This is a genomic window from Sphingomonas sp. BK069, from assembly GCF_014193405.1.
In the GTDB taxonomy this organism is placed as follows: Bacteria; Pseudomonadota; Alphaproteobacteria; order Sphingomonadales; family Sphingomonadaceae; genus Sphingomonas.
In genome coordinates, this window is sequence record NZ_JACHZH010000009.1 from 17,176 (window position 1) to 33,790 (window position 16,615).

Annotated in this window: 19 protein-coding genes; 14 read left to right on the top strand and 5 right to left on the bottom strand. The window is 63.6% G+C overall.

The window, feature by feature from the left end; translation table 11 throughout:
- Positions 1–24: 24 nt before the first annotated feature.
- From FHY02_RS19320 to FHY02_RS19330, 3 genes are all read left to right on the top strand, one after another.
- Entirely contained in the window at positions 25–459 is a 435-nt protein-coding gene (locus FHY02_RS19320; RefSeq protein WP_260173009.1) for a response regulator, read from the top strand.
- Between the two features lie 71 nt (positions 460–530).
- Complete coding sequence (locus tag FHY02_RS19325; RefSeq protein ID WP_183925318.1) at positions 531–764, top strand: hypothetical protein; 234 nt, start codon at positions 531–533, stop codon at positions 762–764.
- A gap of 3 nt (positions 765–767) precedes the next feature.
- Entirely contained in the window at positions 768–1,034 is a 267-nt protein-coding gene (locus FHY02_RS19330; protein ID WP_183925320.1) for a hypothetical protein, read from the top strand.
- 162 nt (positions 1,035–1,196) lie between these two features.
- Here the strand turns inward: FHY02_RS19330 and FHY02_RS19335 are convergent, their stop codons facing one another.
- Together FHY02_RS19335 and FHY02_RS19340 are read right to left on the bottom strand one after the other, a co-directional pair.
- Entirely contained in the window at positions 1,197–1,604 is a 408-nt protein-coding gene (locus FHY02_RS19335) for a cupin domain-containing protein (protein WP_260173010.1), read from the bottom strand.
- Positions 1,594–1,980: a BLUF domain-containing protein gene (locus FHY02_RS19340; protein ID WP_183925322.1), complete on the bottom strand. Its 387-nt coding sequence runs from the start codon at positions 1,978–1,980 to the stop codon at positions 1,594–1,596. Before FHY02_RS19340 ends, FHY02_RS19335 begins: the two co-directional genes overlap by 11 nt.
- 106 nt (positions 1,981–2,086) lie before the next feature.
- On the opposite strand from FHY02_RS19340, the gene FHY02_RS19345 reads away from it, so the two are divergent.
- Both FHY02_RS19345 and FHY02_RS19350 read left to right on the top strand, forming a co-directional pair.
- Positions 2,087–2,389, top strand: coding sequence for a hypothetical protein (locus tag FHY02_RS19345; RefSeq protein ID WP_183925324.1), 303 nt, complete (start codon positions 2,087–2,089; stop codon positions 2,387–2,389).
- Between the two features lie 26 nt (positions 2,390–2,415).
- On the top strand, positions 2,416–3,078 hold the full coding sequence (locus FHY02_RS19350; RefSeq protein ID WP_183925326.1) for a hypothetical protein: 663 nt from the start codon (positions 2,416–2,418) through the stop codon (positions 3,076–3,078).
- 44 nt (positions 3,079–3,122) lie between these two features.
- Here the strand turns inward: FHY02_RS19350 and FHY02_RS19355 are convergent, their stop codons facing one another.
- Both FHY02_RS19355 and FHY02_RS19360 read right to left on the bottom strand, forming a co-directional pair.
- The gene (locus FHY02_RS19355; RefSeq protein ID WP_183925328.1) at positions 3,123–3,449 is read right to left on the bottom strand and encodes a hypothetical protein; all 327 of its coding nucleotides are present in this window, start codon (positions 3,447–3,449) and stop codon (positions 3,123–3,125) included.
- Complete coding sequence (locus tag FHY02_RS19360; protein WP_183925330.1) at positions 3,446–4,243, bottom strand: toll/interleukin-1 receptor domain-containing protein; 798 nt, start codon at positions 4,241–4,243, stop codon at positions 3,446–3,448. The genes FHY02_RS19355 and FHY02_RS19360 overlap by 4 nt, the downstream gene beginning before the upstream one ends.
- 803 nt (positions 4,244–5,046) lie before the next feature.
- Between FHY02_RS19360 and FHY02_RS19365 the strand changes: the two genes are divergently transcribed.
- The 5 genes from FHY02_RS19365 to FHY02_RS19385 all read left to right on the top strand — a co-directional run bounded on the left by FHY02_RS19365 (position 5,047) and on the right by FHY02_RS19385 (position 9,289).
- Positions 5,047–5,508, top strand: coding sequence for a DUF736 domain-containing protein (locus FHY02_RS19365; protein ID WP_183925332.1), 462 nt, complete (start codon positions 5,047–5,049; stop codon positions 5,506–5,508).
- Between the two features lie 81 nt (positions 5,509–5,589).
- Entirely contained in the window at positions 5,590–6,699 is a 1,110-nt protein-coding gene (locus FHY02_RS19370) for a DUF2493 domain-containing protein (RefSeq protein WP_183925334.1), read from the top strand.
- Between the two features lie 737 nt (positions 6,700–7,436).
- A complete protein-coding gene (locus FHY02_RS19375; protein ID WP_183925336.1) occupies positions 7,437–7,769 on the top strand; it encodes a hypothetical protein in 333 nt (110 codons plus the stop codon).
- A 315-nt stretch (positions 7,770–8,084) separates the two neighbouring features.
- Positions 8,085–8,384, top strand: coding sequence for a hypothetical protein (locus tag FHY02_RS19380; protein WP_183925338.1), 300 nt, complete (start codon positions 8,085–8,087; stop codon positions 8,382–8,384).
- 323 nt (positions 8,385–8,707) lie between these two features.
- A complete protein-coding gene (locus FHY02_RS19385) occupies positions 8,708–9,289 on the top strand; it encodes a hypothetical protein (protein ID WP_183925340.1) in 582 nt (193 codons plus the stop codon).
- A 177-nt stretch (positions 9,290–9,466) separates the two neighbouring features.
- Here FHY02_RS19385 and FHY02_RS19390 read toward each other — a convergent pair whose 3' ends face one another.
- Positions 9,467–9,667 carry a hypothetical protein gene (locus tag FHY02_RS19390; RefSeq protein ID WP_409322736.1) on the bottom strand — a complete coding sequence of 67 codons (201 nt, stop codon included), beginning with the start codon at positions 9,665–9,667 and terminating at the stop codon, positions 9,467–9,469.
- Between the two features lie 562 nt (positions 9,668–10,229).
- Here FHY02_RS19390 and FHY02_RS19395 point away from each other — a divergent pair.
- From FHY02_RS19395 to FHY02_RS19410, 4 genes are read left to right on the top strand one after another with little or no spacing between them, the layout of a single operon-like run.
- Positions 10,230–10,523, top strand: coding sequence for a ribbon-helix-helix protein, CopG family (locus FHY02_RS19395; RefSeq protein WP_183925344.1), 294 nt, complete (start codon positions 10,230–10,232; stop codon positions 10,521–10,523).
- Positions 10,510–12,852, top strand: coding sequence for a type IV secretion system DNA-binding domain-containing protein (locus tag FHY02_RS19400; RefSeq protein ID WP_260173011.1), 2,343 nt, complete (start codon positions 10,510–10,512; stop codon positions 12,850–12,852). The genes FHY02_RS19395 and FHY02_RS19400 overlap by 14 nt, the downstream gene beginning before the upstream one ends.
- 1 nt (position 12,853) lies before the next feature.
- Complete coding sequence (mobF, locus tag FHY02_RS19405) at positions 12,854–16,114, top strand: MobF family relaxase (RefSeq protein WP_183925346.1); 3,261 nt, start codon at positions 12,854–12,856, stop codon at positions 16,112–16,114.
- Between the two features lie 7 nt (positions 16,115–16,121).
- Entirely contained in the window at positions 16,122–16,610 is a 489-nt protein-coding gene (locus tag FHY02_RS19410; protein ID WP_183925348.1) for a hypothetical protein, read from the top strand.
- Positions 16,611–16,615: the final 5 nt, after the last annotated feature.

The following is a 16,615-nucleotide window of genomic DNA, read 5'->3' on the forward strand; positions in this document are numbered from 1 at the left end:
CGAAAATCCCATCTTCGCGGGACCTTGATCGCCATCAAAGGTTCTTGCTGGATGGAGACTTCTACCATCCCGTTTGCGCTTGTGGTCGACGACGATCCCATCATCCTCATGGACGCTTGTGATATCCTCGAGAACGTCGGCTTCCGCTGCCACTCGGCAGACGACGGCGATGCGGCCAAGGAGATGCTCCCGGGCCATGCAGACGGCATCACCCTCCTCTTCTCCGACGTCGAGATGCCCGGCGACACGAACGGCTTCGCTCTCGCGCATCACGTCTCGACGCACTGGCCGTGGATCGAGATCGTCATCGCCAGCGGCAACGTGAAGCCCGCGCCCGGTGATATGCCGGAGAAGGCCACCTTTATCGGCAAGCCGTTCTCCGCCGCACTGGTGCACGAGCACCTTCGTGAGAAGATGCCAGAAGGCAAAAAGCCCGAGCCATTGCGGAAGGCTGTCTGATCGGGGGTAACTCCGCTTGGCTTCAAAGCCGGCTTTGTTATGTTCGGTGACCTTATCGGGGAGCGACGATCATGGCCGGGCGGGACAGAGGACCTCACACCATCCCCAAGACGACGCGCCGCGATTACCTGAATGCGGTCATGCATCTGATCGAATGGACCTACTGGTGTGCGGTGGTCGCGATCCTCTTCTACACCGGCGTCGACCTCTGGGTGTGGGGCGCCTCTGCCATCATCGTCCTGCCGATCTACATCTTCGGGCTCGGATACCTGCGCGCCCGCCTCGGCGTCCTGCGGAGTAGCTGAGCTATGCCGCGCAGTCTCACCAGCAGTGCCGTGACGACGATAACCTGCGCGTCGGTCGCCGCGTTGAGCCTCTGGGCATATGCCGAGTTCGTACCTGTCGATCGCTCGGAGCAGCACGCTGCAACGGTGCTTGCACGCACCGGCCCGCGGGGCGCTGCCGCCTATCGCGCAGCCTGGTCCGACGGCCGTCTCAGCCCAGGCGACATGCGTGCGCTCCGCGAGGCGGCAGGACGAGACATCGATTCCTGGAACCTCGCGAGCGGCAATTAACTAAACCGCTGCGTTTCCCGTTTTGCGCTTGCGAACGCGTCTTCGCAGGTGCAGCATTTTCGAGCCTTTCAGGCATCCTCTCCTAATGACTTTCAGGGGTCGGCTCGCCGGCCCCTTTTTTTGTCCGCCGATCGCGGCCCGGCCGGCGCATCGGCAGCGACGCTAGATCCGCACCTTCGTCGCCGCTGTCTTCTCGTCGCCGGTGTTCGGCATGCCGGTAGGCTCGATCAGCAACATCTTCACCTCGCCCCTGCGCGCAGCAGGACGATGCTCCACTCCCTTCGGGACGACATACAGCTCGCCCGGCCCAAGTGTGATGGTTCGATCGCGCAGGTCGATGTCTAGCTCGCCCTCGAGCACGAGGAAGAAGTCGTCGGACTCAGCATGGCTGTGCCAGGTGAACTCGCCGTCGACCCGCACCACCATCACATCATGGCCATTCATGTCCGCGACGATGCGCGGCGACCAATGGTCCGAGAAGCTATCCAGCTTCTCGCGAAGGTTCACTCCACCCGCCATCTCCTGCCCCCTCTGTGCTCGGCTCGGCTGCTTGATCGCGTCAGCAGCCATGAAAAACTGCCTTAACCGGCGCCGGCGCGCCCGTCGTCAGCACCGCCAGGCGCTCGCGCACCGATACGTCGTCCTCGCCTGGCAGCCCCGCCATTGCCCAATGGCCGAAGGCGCGCTCCGTCTCCGCCGTGTCGCTCAGCACCTCCACGTGCGAGTGCCGGTCGTCCCGACGGATCCGCTCGAACGTCGTTGCCACGCTCTCGGGTGGGCCCTCGAGCACCTGCATGAACACGCCTTGCTTTGCCAGCAACAGGCCGCTGATCCCGTCGATGCCGTTGTTCGCGCGGCTCACCCGCTGGATGTCCACCAGGTCGTGATCGTTCGCGCGGCTGGTATAGATGAGGCAGCGCAAGGCGCCGGTGTCGTTGGAGGCCATTCCGCCTATTTAGGAGCTCCGCCACTGATTTGGAGCAAGCGTGAAGGCGATCGGGTTTCCTCGGTCTGCAGCCTACGCTATCGATGATTGCGGGGAGAACGGAAGCATGGTTCAGCACCGCGAACATCTCGGCCGAGATCCGGTGGTCGATCTCGAGCGCAGCCTGCGGCGCATCACCGATCGCTACACCTGGAAGCGCATGTTCCTCTTCGGCGCCCTGCTCGTCTGGCTCATGAACTCCAATGACACCCTCGTCGACGACGTCGCGGGCCAATCCTACATCGGCGTCTGGCTACTCGCGGCGGTCGGATGCTGGACCGCGTCGGGTTGGCTCCTCGACCTCCCTCGCCTGCTCTTCCCCGACGTGCAGGCCTTCCAACACCTACGCCGGCCGGCGCCGCGGCGCTGATGGACGCCGCTCAGCCTCGCGGAGTGATGACGGGCGCGCTCCTCAGGGGTTTCTTGTCGTTTGTCCCTGCCCTCGCGGTCGCCGGCACCGCCTTCCTCTGTCTCGCCGGCTACAGCTATCTCGATAGCCTGCGCTCCGGCTTCGGTATCGGGTTCGCCGCCACGGAGACGAGTACGGTCGAGGTAATGAGCTTGGGCTTCAACGTCGTGCTCGCCGCGCTGTTCGATGCCCTTCCAGCTTACGTCTGGCATTCCATACCATTGGTCCTTGTCGGGGCGGCGCTGGCGATCACGATTGGCGTTGGAGTGAAACGCGGTGGGCGCGGCGTCAGCTGGGCATCACGTGCAATTGACGTGAGCCTTGACGGCGCCGGACCGCACTACATCGTGTCCGCCTGCATCATCGGGGTTGCGCTGCTGGCCGCGTCCCCAGCTGGCACCTTCGCCGCGAAGCAACAGAAGGCCTGGATCCTCGGTCGGGTGAAGGCAGGCTGTTGCTACGACTACCAACCCAAGGATGGCCCCGCGATCCGCGGCGTGCCGCTAGCCGAGGACCATAATCGCGTCTGGGTAGTCAACCTCGACGGCGTTACCGCCGTTCCCCTCGAGGGCGCTAAGATCGCGCTGCGGCCGGAGTTCGTGCAACGGGTTAAAGCAACCCCTGTCGACCCTCTTTTAAAAAACAGGTAACAGGTAAGATACCCGCTGACGCCAACACAAGGTCTTGATTGCGGCTAAACCTTCGTTACCGGTGCAAGCACCTTCGTCTCTGCGGGATTGATAATAACCTTCCAAACAAGCGCGAGCAAACCTACCACATCACCGAAGAACGCCCCAGCCGCAGCCTTCTGGATGAAGTCAGGAAACCTCTGCGCATTGAAGAATATGTAACAGCAAATCACAACGACCGCGATAAGCAACGCAACAGAGGCACCACCGACAACTAATCTAAGATAGAACCAAAGCAGGTCCTTCTTCGCTAGCTGATTAAACGCTAGCACCTCCTGCCTAAGCTGCTCCTCTTCGCGCGCGAGCGACATAGGAGTGAGAGCCCCGCTCACTTGTTGAGATCTTTAGTGGGGGGGATTGGTGACTTTCCTGGGCTCCAGACTGTTGATAAACGTCCTAAAAAGACGCCGAGTGCGAGGATTGTGACAGCGGAAAATATCGACCAAAGTTGCCGCTCGGAAAGGCCGCTTAAGTACACAAGAGGCGCTGCCGTTGTGACGCTAGCGGCCAAGGAGGCGGTAAGCGCAAAGGCATACGACTTTCGGCTATAAGCCTTCTCAAGTTCATGCTGGGCTTTCGCGAGATGAAGAAACGCTCTCCTCGCATCGATAGATGCCTTCTCGGCTAGGGCGGGGTCTATGTCATACGAGGGCTCAGTTTGGCTCAATAAGACTCTGGCTAGCTGCAGAGCTCCGCTTTCAAAGTCTTTTTCTTCCGCCAAATTCAGGTAGAGGCGACTTCTCAGGACGAACGGCACCTTAGTTGTCGAATGGGCCAACACCGGAATGATTCGGTACCCGGGATCTTTGCTAGCCTTATTCAAAGCGATTGCTAGCTCAGCGAAAAACCAGGCGCCCTCATCATTTTTGGGGAGCACCGCGAGCATACCGTCGCTTGCCTCGATCTGAGATGTTAGCTCGGTGGCAATAGGGGAACCGGCGCGTAGGACATGCACATCTCGTACGAACTCTACTTCATTGCCTACCCGATTGGACAACGCGCTTAGCAGCTCATCTACGAAGAGCTTGTCCTCATGGGAGTAGCTGACAAAGATCCGCTTCAAGGCGATGAGGTTGGTCCCCGTGTTTTCGCGATGAGATTTCGCGCAGGGTTCAGCCTGTCTCACGCTCCGATACAATGCAAGGCAGTTAATAGGGCCACCCCGCCCGTCGGGCGGGGTCGGGCTCTAGTCGGCTAAAGCCGACCGGAGCCCCGCTGAAGCGGGTCTCCGCCGCAAGCGGTCACGATCCCTTGTCCGGGTCCCGGGACGCCTCCACGGCGCTCCTGCGGCTTCTGACGCGGATGCGCAGCGCTGCCCCTGCCCTCTCCTCGCGCGGCCTATCCAGCTCGGCGGGCACCGCAGGCAGCCTGCGGCTGGGGAATCATGCGCTTGCGCGCATGATGATTGTTTGTTGGGCCAATGATCTCATCGCCCCCTTCGCCGTCTCTCAGTGTCTCTGCGTGCCAGACCCGTCCGACGGGGTCGGCGTCAAAGGAGAATTGCCAGCAGAGCTGGCAATGCTTTTGTTTGTTTGAAGACGCCTCAACAAGAATAACGGTTTCTACCGCTAAAGCGGCAGACACTCCGTGATTCGTGTTGACCCCGCCGGCCGTGCCTGCCTCTTGAGCCCCTGCGAGGACGGCTCCGGGTGCGATGAGATCACAGGCCGGGGCTACGCCCCCCAAACATCGTTCCTGTTCATCAGAATTGCTCGCTATCGCGATCAATGCGTCTTTTATTTGATTAGTTACGCTCCCTAGTCGGGAGCTATTTGTGCTCGGACTCACCAGGCACGATGACTAAGGTGTCAAGAAATCAATACGCTTCAATACTTAGAGGGGAGGGGGTAAAAGAAAGATGTCGGGAGGGGAAAGGCCCCAAGCCCAGACAACAGGGGGACAGGCCCCCGCCTAGATGGAGTAAGTGCTATGAACATCGGTCAGTTCGCCGTCGTCAAGGGTCAGCTTCTCGGCTCGATCGCTACCGCCACCATCGACCTGCCGCGCCTCGGCCTGCGCGCGACCAACAGCACCAACGAGCGCGCGCCCGCGTTCGAGATCATGGTGCTGAACGTCGCCAAGCGCTGGGTGCAGATCGGCGCGCTGTGGGAGCTTAAGAGCAACAGCAGCGGCGAAGTGTTCTTTCAGGGCAAGCTCGACGACCCCAGCCTGAGCGAGCCGCTGCAGATCATGCTCTTCGGCAACATGGAGGAAGGTTACCGCGTCGTGTGGAACCGCCCCGAGCCGCGCCAGTCCAATCTGGACGGCAGCCGCAGCAACCGCCGCGCCGCCCGCACCGCCAACGCCGACGACTTCGCGGGCAACGCGACCGACGATGGCCAGATCACCGACGAGCAGGTGAACGACCCGGATTACGTCCCGCAGATGTAATCCCCACCGAGACGGGCGGGGAGAGCGCTGGAACCGCTCCCCCGACCCTAGCCGAAACCACCCTGCCAAAGGATAGCACCCATGACGAACGGCCCGACCTCCCGCCGCTTTACCAGCTTTGCCGCGATGGGCGAAGCCCTGAACCCCGCTGCCCGCAACGACACGCCCGATTGCAGTGCGCGAGACGACAGCGCCGAGCACGACCAGAGCGCGAGCGACGCGGCCGACGATGCCGCCGCGAGCCACGCCGAGGCGACCGCCACCACCAACTTTCAGGACGCGTTCGGCGACGTCGGCGCGCTGTCCATCGTGGAGTTGGGCGGCGAGCGGCAGGAACTGGACATGCCCGAGCCGATCGAGGCGCAGCACGATTGCGCGGCGATCATGGCAACCCTCTTCGACCTGTTCCGCGACACCCGCCTAGAGGCGAGCGCGCAGGCCATCGCGTGGGGCTTCGTGAATTCCTTTCACTACGAGGCGCAGAAGCTCGAGCGCGAGGAGGACCGGCTTTGCGCCGAGCTTTCCGACATGACCCGGCGCATGGACCCTTCCGAAATCTTCGCGGTGGAGATGGAAGAATTGCAGCTTCGCGCCCAGACCAAGACCGAGCAGCGCGCCGCTATCGAATGCATGCGCGACTATGCCGCCGACTGCTACCGCGCGCAGTCAGGCCACCCATGGTCCCCGGCGCGCGGCTCGAAGGTGTCGAGCGGCGGAACGGCCAGCCAGATCGCCGCAATCGACTTCCTGAAAGCGCGCGCGACCGACCACCGCGAGAAGCGCAACCCCACCGGCCCGCTTGTCGTCTTCTCGGGCGGTCAGGAGTGGCACGACTGGCAGCAGCTTTGGGCCAAACTCGACCAGATCAAGGCGCGCGTGCCGCACATGACCCTGTGCACCACCGCGCAGCGCAAAGGCGCAGACGCTATCGCCGCCTCTTGGGCCGCGAGCCGCGACGTTACCCTGATCGCGTTCACGCCGAACACCGCCCGCTATGGCAAGCGCGCCGGGTTCGTACGCAACGAGCAGCTGGCCAACCTCAACCCGGTTGAGGCGGTTGTCTGTCAGGGTTCCGGCCTTCAATCCAACCTGTTGCAGGTACTGAAAACCGCCCGCATCCCCACCCACGCTTTGCGGATCGACGGACAGGCCCCCGCCCCCGTCGCAACCCAGCGCGCCGCGTTCGGTTGATCCATCGGGCGGCGCGCTCCCCCTCGCGCCGCCCTCCCCTTTCCTTGGCAGGAAACCACTAGGCCAGCGTCGGGCGAGCCCCGGCGCTGGCCTCTTTTCGCCAGCGTCGCTTAGTGGGGGAAACCCACTGGTTTCCCCCACGCCAGGTGATCGGGCGCGCGACGCCTTGGCGCGGCCCCGGCGGGCCGCACCTGGTCGCCGCGCGCCCGATCACCTTCCCCCTTCCGGTAAGGCGCTGCCGCATGCCCGCGGCGCCTTCGAGATGCGCCGAGATCAACCGCATGTTGTTAGGAGGTGTCCGCTAGAGCGGCATCGTCCACGGCCGACCGGGGAATGACGGCCCGGCCAGCTGGCGAGCGGCACCCGGGATCTGCCACCGCCATATTGGCGACCGTCTCCCCGCTGAAAGGGGTTTCGGGTCGGCCGTGGACAACCCCGCCCCCACCCCGCTCGCTCGCTTCGGTTCGGCCCTTCGGCCTCCCCTTGCCACGCCTCGGCCGGGGAAGCGCCGGAGCGGGCATCGAGCCCGCCCCGGCGCTGATGCCGCGGGAAAAACTCTCTCTCAAGACGTCCTAGTGTGTTGGCCGGGACGACGAGCCTCAAGGACGGCGGGGCCCCACCATTTTGCTACGCAAAATCGTGACCCCCACCGCCGCTGACGCGGCCGCTTCGCGGTCCTTGACCCTCGCCGCCCCGACCAACGCGAGGACACCGTCATCGAGATGAAGGAGACGGTCATGAACAGCATCGACACGCAGCGCATCTACGCCACGCACGAAGCCGGCTATCTCGCCGCTCAGCGCCACGGGTTCCAGACGATCCAGCGACTGGAAGACGCGCTCCGGGAGCGGGACGGATGGGCCGGCCGATACACCGGCTACTGGGATCAGGAGCTGGAGGAGATGGTGGTCGATGGAGACTGCTCCGACGACTACGAGGACGCTCACAAGTTCGCCGAGCGCATCGCGGCCGAAGCAGCACGCGGGAACGCGCGCGGGATCATCATCGCACAGGGCCGCACCGACGAAGCGGCGCTGATGATCCTCGCGGCAAGCCCCTCGCCGGGGTGAAGCTTAAGGCCCGGGCGGCACCCGGCTCGCTCGCACGGTCAGGCCCTTCGGCCTGCCCATGCTACGCCTCGGCCGAGGAAGCGCCGGAGCGGGCATCGAGCCCGCCCCGGCGCTGCTGCCGCGGGGGTAAACTCTCTCTCAAGTCGTCCCAGTCTGTCGGCCGGGGCGGCGAGCCTCAAGGACGGCGGGGCCCCACCATTTTGCTACGCAAAATCGTGACCCCCACCGCCGCTGACGCGGCCGCTACGCGGTCCTTGACCCTCGCCGCCCCGACCGACGCGTGAGCTTCGTCATAGAGACGAAGGAGGAACAGACATGCAGGTCACGTTGTTTCAGGCCCTGATTTCAGCTAATATCGCCGAGGATGTGGCTGCGCGCGCAGTCGCCGCTGTCGAGGAACACATCGACATGAACGTCGGATACGCCATCAAGCCACTGCAGGCCGAGATCGCAGCGATGCGCACCACTATGGATGCGCGCTTCGGCTCTATGGAAGCGAAGCTGGAAGCAGGCCTCAAGGGCATGCAGACCTCGATCGACGGGCTCAAGTGGTTCCTGATCCTACAGGGCACCGCACTGGTCGGCATCGCCAGCTACGTGCAGCTGGTCAAGTAATTGAGCGGGGCCGCGAGGCTCCGCTACCTGCCTTCGAAAACAAGGGCTGCTCGGGCGACCGGGTGGCCCTTTTTGCTGCCCGCTTGGCTCCTGCCCCGGCCCGGCTCGCTCGCATTGGTCGGCCCCGCCGGGCCGCCCTTGCTACGCCTCGGCCGGGAAGCGCCAGTGCGGGCATCGAGCCCGCCCTGGCGCTGCTCGCGCGGCCATCGCCGCAGACGGCCCGGCGGGTCCGCAGACTGCCGTCACGCCCCGATCAGCGGGCGGTACATCCTCGCCGGAGAGGAGAGAGAAAGAGAGACGCGGTTTCAACGAAGGAGGTCGAGATGACCATCACGTTCCGCGTCGACGACGGCCACAATATCCTGTCGCCCTCCCCTGCCGTCATCACGCCCGACCAGCTCGGCGCGTTGCGCGATCTGCTCGGCCGCCATGTCGTGCGTATCGGCGTCGCAATGGTCGTGCCGGTCCACGGCGATCCAGCGTCCGGATCGTTCGAGATCGAGGTCCGGGTCTGCCCGCTTGCGCTGGCGTCGATCGCCCGCTGTTTCGACTGGGACCCGGCCGTCATCACTGTTGTCGACGAGGCGCAATTCCTCGGCCGCCGCGCGCGCATCTGGCAGTCGGAACCGGGCGGTGACATCAAGCTCGGCCTCGGCCTCAACCCGGACGCCGCACCTGAGCTGGAGGTCGCCAACGGCAATGCCTTTGCGATCCTCGCCAGCCTCGGTCTGGACGAGGAAAGCTGCGGTGCCGTGTCCATGTCCGAGGTGCGCGAGCGGCTCATGGATCCGCGCACCCGGCGACGGCTCGACGACGATCCGCACATGACCCGCTACGTCGAAGCGCTGACCACGATGGCCGCGTTAAAACCCGTCGACGGCGAGTATCATCTCGCATGGGCCTGACGGCCCTGCTCGCACTGACAGCAACCCACAGGGACGCCCAGCCTGACGGCTGGCGCGTCCCTTTTTTTGCCTGACAATCTCAAGCCGGCTGCGCCTCGACCCTCGCCGAAAAGAGAATGGCCGCACAGGGTAGCAGCCCCGTGCGGCCATCGCCGTGACCATCGGTCTCGAACCGGCTCAGGCTGTCGCCATGAGCCGCTTCTCCACCTCGTCAACGCCCAGCGTCTTCACCACCTTCATCAGCCCCTCAAGTCGATCGAGCGGGAGCTTCAGGAGCCCCGCCCTTTCGACCGTCCCGACAGCCGCCTCGCGGAGCCTCGCCGCATGCGCCTGACGGCGCTCGGCGATCTTCCGCTCGTCGGCTTCGATCGCGGCCATTTCAGCGTCCAGTGACTTCGCCATAGTCTTGCCTTTCGGTCAGGCTCATCGGCTTCTGAACGGGGCGGTTATACCGGCCACGATCGCGATCTGGAAGCCACCTCGCAGCATCTGCGGTCAACCTCGGACACGACCCATGTACAAGCCTCAGCCTTGCTTGAGCGACCCGGCGCGCAGCGCCTTTCAGAACCTGCCATTCCGCCTCACGGCGGGGCAGATCCCGGCGGAGGACCGGGACACGCCCGGAGCCTCCTCGAAGAACCTAGGGGGTCAAAGCAGCACGGAGGATTCGGGACTACAGTAGTGCACACCCTACGCAAGCTTCGCTTGCCGTTTTTCCCGGACTTCTGCGGTTTTCTGCCCGTTTGGAAGGCGCACCGGGTTGAACTCGTTTGCGCACCGGGTTGAACCCGTTTGAGAATTGGCAGATTTCCGCCGTTTTAACAGGTTCTCACCGGTGCGTATTCTGAGCGTAGCCTACGACGGCTGTTGCCAGACCGGCCGAGAGAGAATATAGCAAAACGGTCGAAGTGCCCACCATCCTCCCTGCTAGGAGGTTGGTTTGAAACGCTCAAAGTTCGCTCGGACCGTCCGGTTCGAACCCGAGCACCTGCAGCGACTGGAACAGCTAGCCGTCGATCAAAACCGATCGATGGCCGAGATCCTGCGGTCTGCAATCATTCAGTATCTCGAAGGCCACCAGCGCTTCTCGGCCAGCGAGCTGCGCCACCTTCGCGTCGCCGAATATACGCAGGTCGCGCTCGACGCGATCATTCGGGAGGAACACCCGGAGCTGCGCGATACGCTGGTGCTCGAGACGGACCGCCGCATGGAGCGATACCATGGCGCGCGATGACCCCAAGGGCATGCGGCGCGACATCCGCAACAACCGCCTGGCGATTCCGCAGGAGCACCATTCCTCGCGTGGCGATACACCCCGCAACTCAGGCAATTTCACCCGCGGTTCGCAGCTCCTGAACACCCAGGTGCTGATGTGGCTGCAAGGGGCCAAACTGCCGGTCCTGATGTGGCTCGGCGTGTTTGGTCTCGCCTACGTCATCATCCTGTCCATCACTCTCGACGAGAATAACGTGCAGCTCATCTGCATGCGGATCCTCTCGAGCCTCTGGAACTGGGTCGCTCTCGACAATCTGAAGCAGGTCGATCTCCGCATGCCGGACAACAGCCTGCACCGCACGATCATGGGGTATGTGCCCTACGTTCCGGAGGTCGCTCGCGCATGGGACAAGGCGGTCCGCGGGGTGCTCGGATCGATGATGATCGCCACCTGCGTGACGGTGCCGCTGGCGATCTGGTTCGTCGATTTCTCGAAGCGTCGCGGCAAGGCGATGATCCAGGAACGCCACGAGCGCGGCGCCATGCTGGTCGAGCGCAATCTGCTGTACGCCGAGATCGTCCAGCACAACAAAATCGAGTTTGTGAAAGAGGCTCAGACCCTCTTCCCGGGTAAGACCGCAAAAGAGGTGCTGAAGCTGCCGTTCGGGGCGCGAAAAGCGGGCGGCATCCACCACCCCTATTACATCGCCGGCATCCCCTACCCGCACCGCCTCGAGCAGTCGCACACGATGCTGCTCGGTACGACCGGCTCGGGCAAAACCACGGCGTTGCGCAAGCACATCCAACAGATGCGCGAGCGCCAGGACAGCGCCGTGATCTTCGACCTGACGGGTGCCTATGTGGAGGCCTTCTACGACCCCGAGCGCGACACAATCCTGAACCCGCTCGACGCCCGCTGCCCGGCCTGGTCGATCTTCAACGACTGCAGCACGTACAGCGAGTTCACCGCCGCAGCCGCGGCCCTGATCCCGTCCGACGGCGGGGCGGCCGAGCCCTTCTGGGCGCTCGCCGCGCGCACCCTGTTCATCGAGATGTGCATGAAGCTCATCGAGAAGAACATGATGTCGAACCAGGCGCTGGCCGACAACCTCATGACGGCCGACCTGAAGCAGGTCCACAAGCACCTCGCCAAGACCATCGCCGACCCCATCACGGCCCCGGAAGCCGCGAAGATGGCAGAGTCCATCCGAGCCGTTTTCAACACCAACGCGCAGGTGCTGCGCTTCCTCCCCGACACGGGACCGAGCTACTCGATCAGGGGATGGATGACGGGCGAGAAAAAGCCCGGCTCGATCCTCTTCATTACCTCTAACTACACCGACCTCGAGATGAACCGCGCGCTCCTCACGCTGTGGTCCAACCTCGCGATCCACTCGCTCATGACGATGGCGAAAACCCGGTCGCTCAGGACGTGGTTCATGTTCGACGAGCTGGGCGCGCTACACCGCCTGCCGGCGATCGAAAGCGGCCTCCAGACCGCCCGAAATTACGGCGGGGCGATGATCCTTGGCCTGCACTCCTTCGACAAGCTGGTGCAGGTCTACGGCGAGGAAAACGCGCGCAACCTTTCGTCGCTCGCGCGCACCAAGCTGATCCTCGCCGCAGCCGATCTCGACACCGCCGAGCAGTGCGCACGATACATCGGTAACCGCGAGATCCGGCAGATGGATGAGGGGTATAGCTACGGCTATAACAGCACCCGCGACGCCTCGACCCTGACCCCCCGTAAGCAGATCGAGCCGCTCGTCATTCCCGACGACATCACGAACCTGCCGTCGATGCACGGCTTCATCAAATTTCCCGACGGTTTCCCCGCCGCGCGCATCCAGCTCGAATGGGAGCATTATCCCAAGGTCGCCGAGGGCTTCGTGCCCCGCAAACCGGACAAGCCGGACGACGCCGGGTCTGGTGTGCGCGGAGGTGGAGGCAAGCCGAAAGGTGGTGATGACGAAGGCGGGCGTGGGGAGTCGCTGGCGCTGACGGAGGACGAGGTGACGCCGGCGAATGAGGCGAACAACCTCGCCGCCAGCATCCTCTCGCAGCCGACCGAGGGCGAGCTGGACCGGTCCAACGACGGCCTGTCGCTCGATGCCACTGCAAGGGGCAGTGGCGACCCGCGTGCCGCGTCTTCCAGCGAGCGCTCCAGCGAGGACGATCGCGACGAGCGCGCGCAGTCGATGAACGGCCAGAGCGTCACGCCGCAGCCCGAGCATCGTGATCGCGGCGACCGCCTGTCGATCGACGACCGTTCCGAGGATCTGTCGATCCGGGAGGCACGCGACGCCTTCCCCGATGAGATCGACGACGGCCTGGGGATGGGCGACTGACATGCACTCCATCGCGAGCGTGAAGTCGGCCTCCGGCGCGGCGAAATACTTCACCAAGGACGACTATGTCGCCGGCGCCTACTACACCGACGAGAAAGCCGGCGAGGTCAGCTTGTGGGGCGGTGAAGGCGCGGCCGCAGCCGGCCTCACCGGCACCGTCACGCAGGAGGCGTTCAGCAAGGTCCTGCACGGCGAGCTGCCGTCGGGCGAGAAGGTCGACCAGCGCGCCGGTCGCCGCACCGGCTACGACCTCACCTTCTCGGCGCCAAAGTCGGTGTCGATCATGGCCTACATCGCTGGCGACAAGCGCATCCTCGGTCCCGACGGCGCGCACACCAAGGCGGTCCAGCAGACGATGCGCTGGGTCGAGAAGAACCTCGCCGAGACCCGTATCACCAAGGATGGCAAGACCGAGACGGTGAAGACCGGCAACCTGGTCTATGCGCTCTTCCAGCACGACACGAGCCGCGCGCTCGACCCGCAGGCCCACATCCACGCGATCACGGCCAACATGACGATGGGGCCGGACGGCGAGTGGCACGCGCTGCACGCCGACAAGATCTGGGCCAACAACACCCTCATCGGCGCGATCTACCACGCTTATCTCCGCAACGAGCTAGAGAAGCTCGGCTACCAGCTGGTGGCCAGCGGGAAGAACGGTACGTTCGAGATCGTCGGCGTGCCGAAGGAGGTGCTCGACACCTTCAGCCAGCGCCGCGAACAAATCCTCGAGAAGGCGGCCGAGCTCGGCATCGTCTCTCCCAAGGGACGCGACGGCGTCACCGTCACCACCCGCGATCCGAAGCTCAGCATCGAGGATCGCGATGGCCTGGTGCTCGAGTGGATGAACGAGGCGGCCGAGAAGGGGTTCGACGGCAAGGAGCTGCTCGACAACGCGATGCGGCTCGCTGCCAAGATGGAGCAGCGCGAAGGCGCCGGGCCGATCGCGCGCAGCTACCACGCCATCGCCGACGCCGTGAAGGTCGCGCGCGACACCGTGTCCGGGATGCTGCGCTCGCCGGATCCTTTGATTGATCGCGGCATCGTTCGCCTGTCGCAGACCCCCGGTCAGGCGGGCGCGCAGATCGCTGTCGCCTCAGCAATCCGCAGCCTCAGCGAGAACGAGGCTGCCATCGAGAAGAACCAGATCGCCAAGAAGGCGCTCAACTACAACATATCCGGAGTCACGATCGAACAGGTCGAGGCCCGCATCGAGCAGCTGATCGAGAAGGGCAAGCTGCTTCCGGGAGAGATCCGCCACGAAGGACGGATGGTGGAAGCCGTGACGACGCCGGAGGCGCTCAGGACCGAGGAGAAGATCCTTGAGCGGGTCGAGGCAGGCAAGGACAGCGGAAAGGCGCTGGTGGCGCCCTCAGAGGCTCCAGACCGCCTGCAGGCCGCCTCCCCTCACCCGCTTAACGAGGGACAGCTCGCAGCCGCCACGCTGATCGTCTCCACCACGGATCGTGTCGTCGCCGTCCAGGGCATCGCCGGTGCCGGCAAGTCGACCATGCTGCAGGCGGTCGCGCGCGTCGTGGAGGCCGAGGGCAAGTCGGTGCTTGGCCTCGCCTTTCAGAACAAGATGGTCACCGACATGAAGCAGGGCATGGCGCGACCGGACTCCACTCCCACGCGCGAGATGTCGGTCGATCAGATGGAGGCGGTCGGCGTCAGCGCTGAGACGATCGCTCACTTCATCTGGCACAACGAGAAGCACGCCACCAACCCGAACACGCCCGCAGCGCAGGCTCGGCGCGACGAGCTGAAGGACACGGTTATCGTCGTCGACGAGACGTCGATGGTGTCGAACGATCAGATGCTGAAGATGCTGACGATCGCGGAAGCGCTCGGCATCGAGAAGATCGCCCTCATCGGTGATCGCCAGCAGCTCCTCCCCATCAACGCCGGCAAGTCGTTCGCGATGATGCAGGCGGCCAAAATCGGCATGACGCGCATGGATGAGAACCTGCGTCAGCAGACTGACCAGCTGAAGACTGTGGCCGCCCTCGCCAATGTCGGCCGCTCCGGCCAGGCGATCAAGGTGCTCGGCGACAAGGTGGTCGAGCATGAGGATCCCGCAGCGAAGGCGTCCGAGCTGTGGCTGGAGCTGACACCCGCGGAGCGGGCAGAAACTGCCATCTTCGCTTCCGGCCGTGCCACCCGAGCGGCCATCAACAAGGCGGTCCAGAAAGGCTTGCTAAATGAGGGCACGCTCAAGGGCGACGGCTTGTTCGTGACCGTCATTCAGAACGTCAACCTGCCGAAGGAGGACCTCCGCTACGCCCAGTCCTACGCGAAGGGCCAGCGGCTCGAGGTGAAGGGCTACGTCGCCGAGCTCGACCTCAAACGTGGCTCGGCAGAGGTGACGCGCGTGTTCGCGAACGGGAAGGTCGAGATTGTCAAAGACGGCCAACGGATCAGGTTCGATCCGCAGAAGATCGATCCCATGATCGGCCGGGATCGCATGTCGCTCGCCACGCTCGAGACGATCAAGATCCACGAAGGCGACCGCATCCGCTGGACCGACAACGACAAGGAACGCGGCATCGACAATGCCTCTCTTGCGACCATCACGGGGATCGAGGGCGGCAAGGTCACCGTCGAGCTGGCGAACAAGGAGAGGCTGACGCTCGAGAAAGGCGATCCGATGATGCAGCGGATGGACCTCGCCTACTCGCTCAACATGCACATGGCGCAGGGTGTGACGACCAACAAAGCCATCACAGTGATGCTCAGCTATGAGCGCAACCTCTCCAATCAGCGCCTCTTCAACGTCGGCGTCACACGCATCCGATTCGACCTGACGATGGTCGTCGACAACCAGCAGAAGCTCGAACGGCAGCTCGATCGCAACCGCGGTGACAAGACTGCGGCCTTGGAGAGCCTGGGTCGCCTCGAAATCGACGGCACCTCCTCACGCAACCAGGCAGCAGACGATGCCTTGAGCGCCGCGGCCGCGTCGCTCGACCATGATGATGCCGGGAAGGCGCTGATCGATGTCGCCAGTCTCGATCTCACCGACCTGCCCGACATGGGCAAGTCGGAGACCGATTACTCCGATCCGAAGCAGTTCGACGCTGACGCTCCGTCGCTGGATCGTAAGGATGGCGAGGAACGCGAAAAACCGGCCGAATTGCGGAAGGATGACGAGCTCGGTCTGCGGCCGCTCAACATGGACGATCTGAGCGCCCTGCCCGCGATGCCCGCTATTGCCGACCAAATACCCGGATTGCCCCAGAAGCACCTTGGCCTGGACATGTGAGATAGTGATGGCCCACCTTTCCGACCGAGAGGCACTCCTTATCGCTAGTAGCAGACTGCGAGACGCCTCCGCACGAATCCTTTATTACCTCGAAACGCTCGGCGAGATTGATGAGGACGAGGAGCTCGAGAAGCTCTTTAGTGCCTTTGTACCCGAGATGATTGGTTTGCGGCCGATGCTGGAAGCGGCTTGCGAGAACCTAGACATCGTCGCGGGTAACATAAGGCATCGCGAAAACGCTCCATCGACGAGAGACGTCGCTGAAGGGATTATCGCCATCATTACGCTTATCGGTATGGTTATAGCCGGCGTGCATTTTTACCGAAGCCTTTTGAAGCGCGACGCAGAACACCAACAGATCTCTCGATTCTCGCAGATTACGCCTGAGCGGTCTTCATCTCGTGTCATGCCCGTGGGCGCAATGCTCTCTTCAGCAGTGACCAGCACGAATGATGTGGCAGATCTCCCCTCAAAGAACTTTGGCCTGTACATGTGAGGACC

Excerpts from the sequence above, each read along its gene's own strand:
- mobF (WP_183925346.1), top strand. The coding sequence starts at position 12,854 with ATGCACTCCATCGCGAGCGTGAAGTCGGCCTCCGGCGCGGCGAAATAC.
- FHY02_RS19370 (WP_183925334.1), top strand. The coding sequence starts at position 5,590 with ATGACGAACGGCCCGACCTCCCGCCGCTTTACCAGCTTTGCCGCGATG.
- FHY02_RS19390 (WP_409322736.1), bottom strand. The coding sequence starts at position 9,667 with ATGGCCGCGATCGAAGCCGACGAGCGGAAGATCGCCGAGCGCCGTCAG.
- FHY02_RS19350 (WP_183925326.1), top strand. The coding sequence starts at position 2,416 with ATGACGGGCGCGCTCCTCAGGGGTTTCTTGTCGTTTGTCCCTGCCCTC.
- FHY02_RS19380 (WP_183925338.1), top strand. The coding sequence starts at position 8,085 with ATGCAGGTCACGTTGTTTCAGGCCCTGATTTCAGCTAATATCGCCGAG.
- FHY02_RS19330 (WP_183925320.1), top strand. The coding sequence starts at position 768 with ATGCCGCGCAGTCTCACCAGCAGTGCCGTGACGACGATAACCTGCGCG.
- FHY02_RS19325 (WP_183925318.1), top strand. The coding sequence starts at position 531 with ATGGCCGGGCGGGACAGAGGACCTCACACCATCCCCAAGACGACGCGC.
- FHY02_RS19340 (WP_183925322.1), bottom strand. The coding sequence starts at position 1,980 with ATGGCCTCCAACGACACCGGCGCCTTGCGCTGCCTCATCTATACCAGC.
- FHY02_RS19365 (WP_183925332.1), top strand. The coding sequence starts at position 5,047 with ATGAACATCGGTCAGTTCGCCGTCGTCAAGGGTCAGCTTCTCGGCTCG.
- FHY02_RS19375 (WP_183925336.1), top strand. The coding sequence starts at position 7,437 with ATGAACAGCATCGACACGCAGCGCATCTACGCCACGCACGAAGCCGGC.
- FHY02_RS19410 (WP_183925348.1), top strand. The coding sequence starts at position 16,122 with ATGGCCCACCTTTCCGACCGAGAGGCACTCCTTATCGCTAGTAGCAGA.
- FHY02_RS19345 (WP_183925324.1), top strand. The coding sequence starts at position 2,087 with ATGGTTCAGCACCGCGAACATCTCGGCCGAGATCCGGTGGTCGATCTC.
- FHY02_RS19335 (WP_260173010.1), bottom strand. The coding sequence starts at position 1,604 with ATGGCTGCTGACGCGATCAAGCAGCCGAGCCGAGCACAGAGGGGGCAG.
- FHY02_RS19400 (WP_260173011.1), top strand. The coding sequence starts at position 10,510 with ATGGCGCGCGATGACCCCAAGGGCATGCGGCGCGACATCCGCAACAAC.
- FHY02_RS19385 (WP_183925340.1), top strand. The coding sequence starts at position 8,708 with ATGACCATCACGTTCCGCGTCGACGACGGCCACAATATCCTGTCGCCC.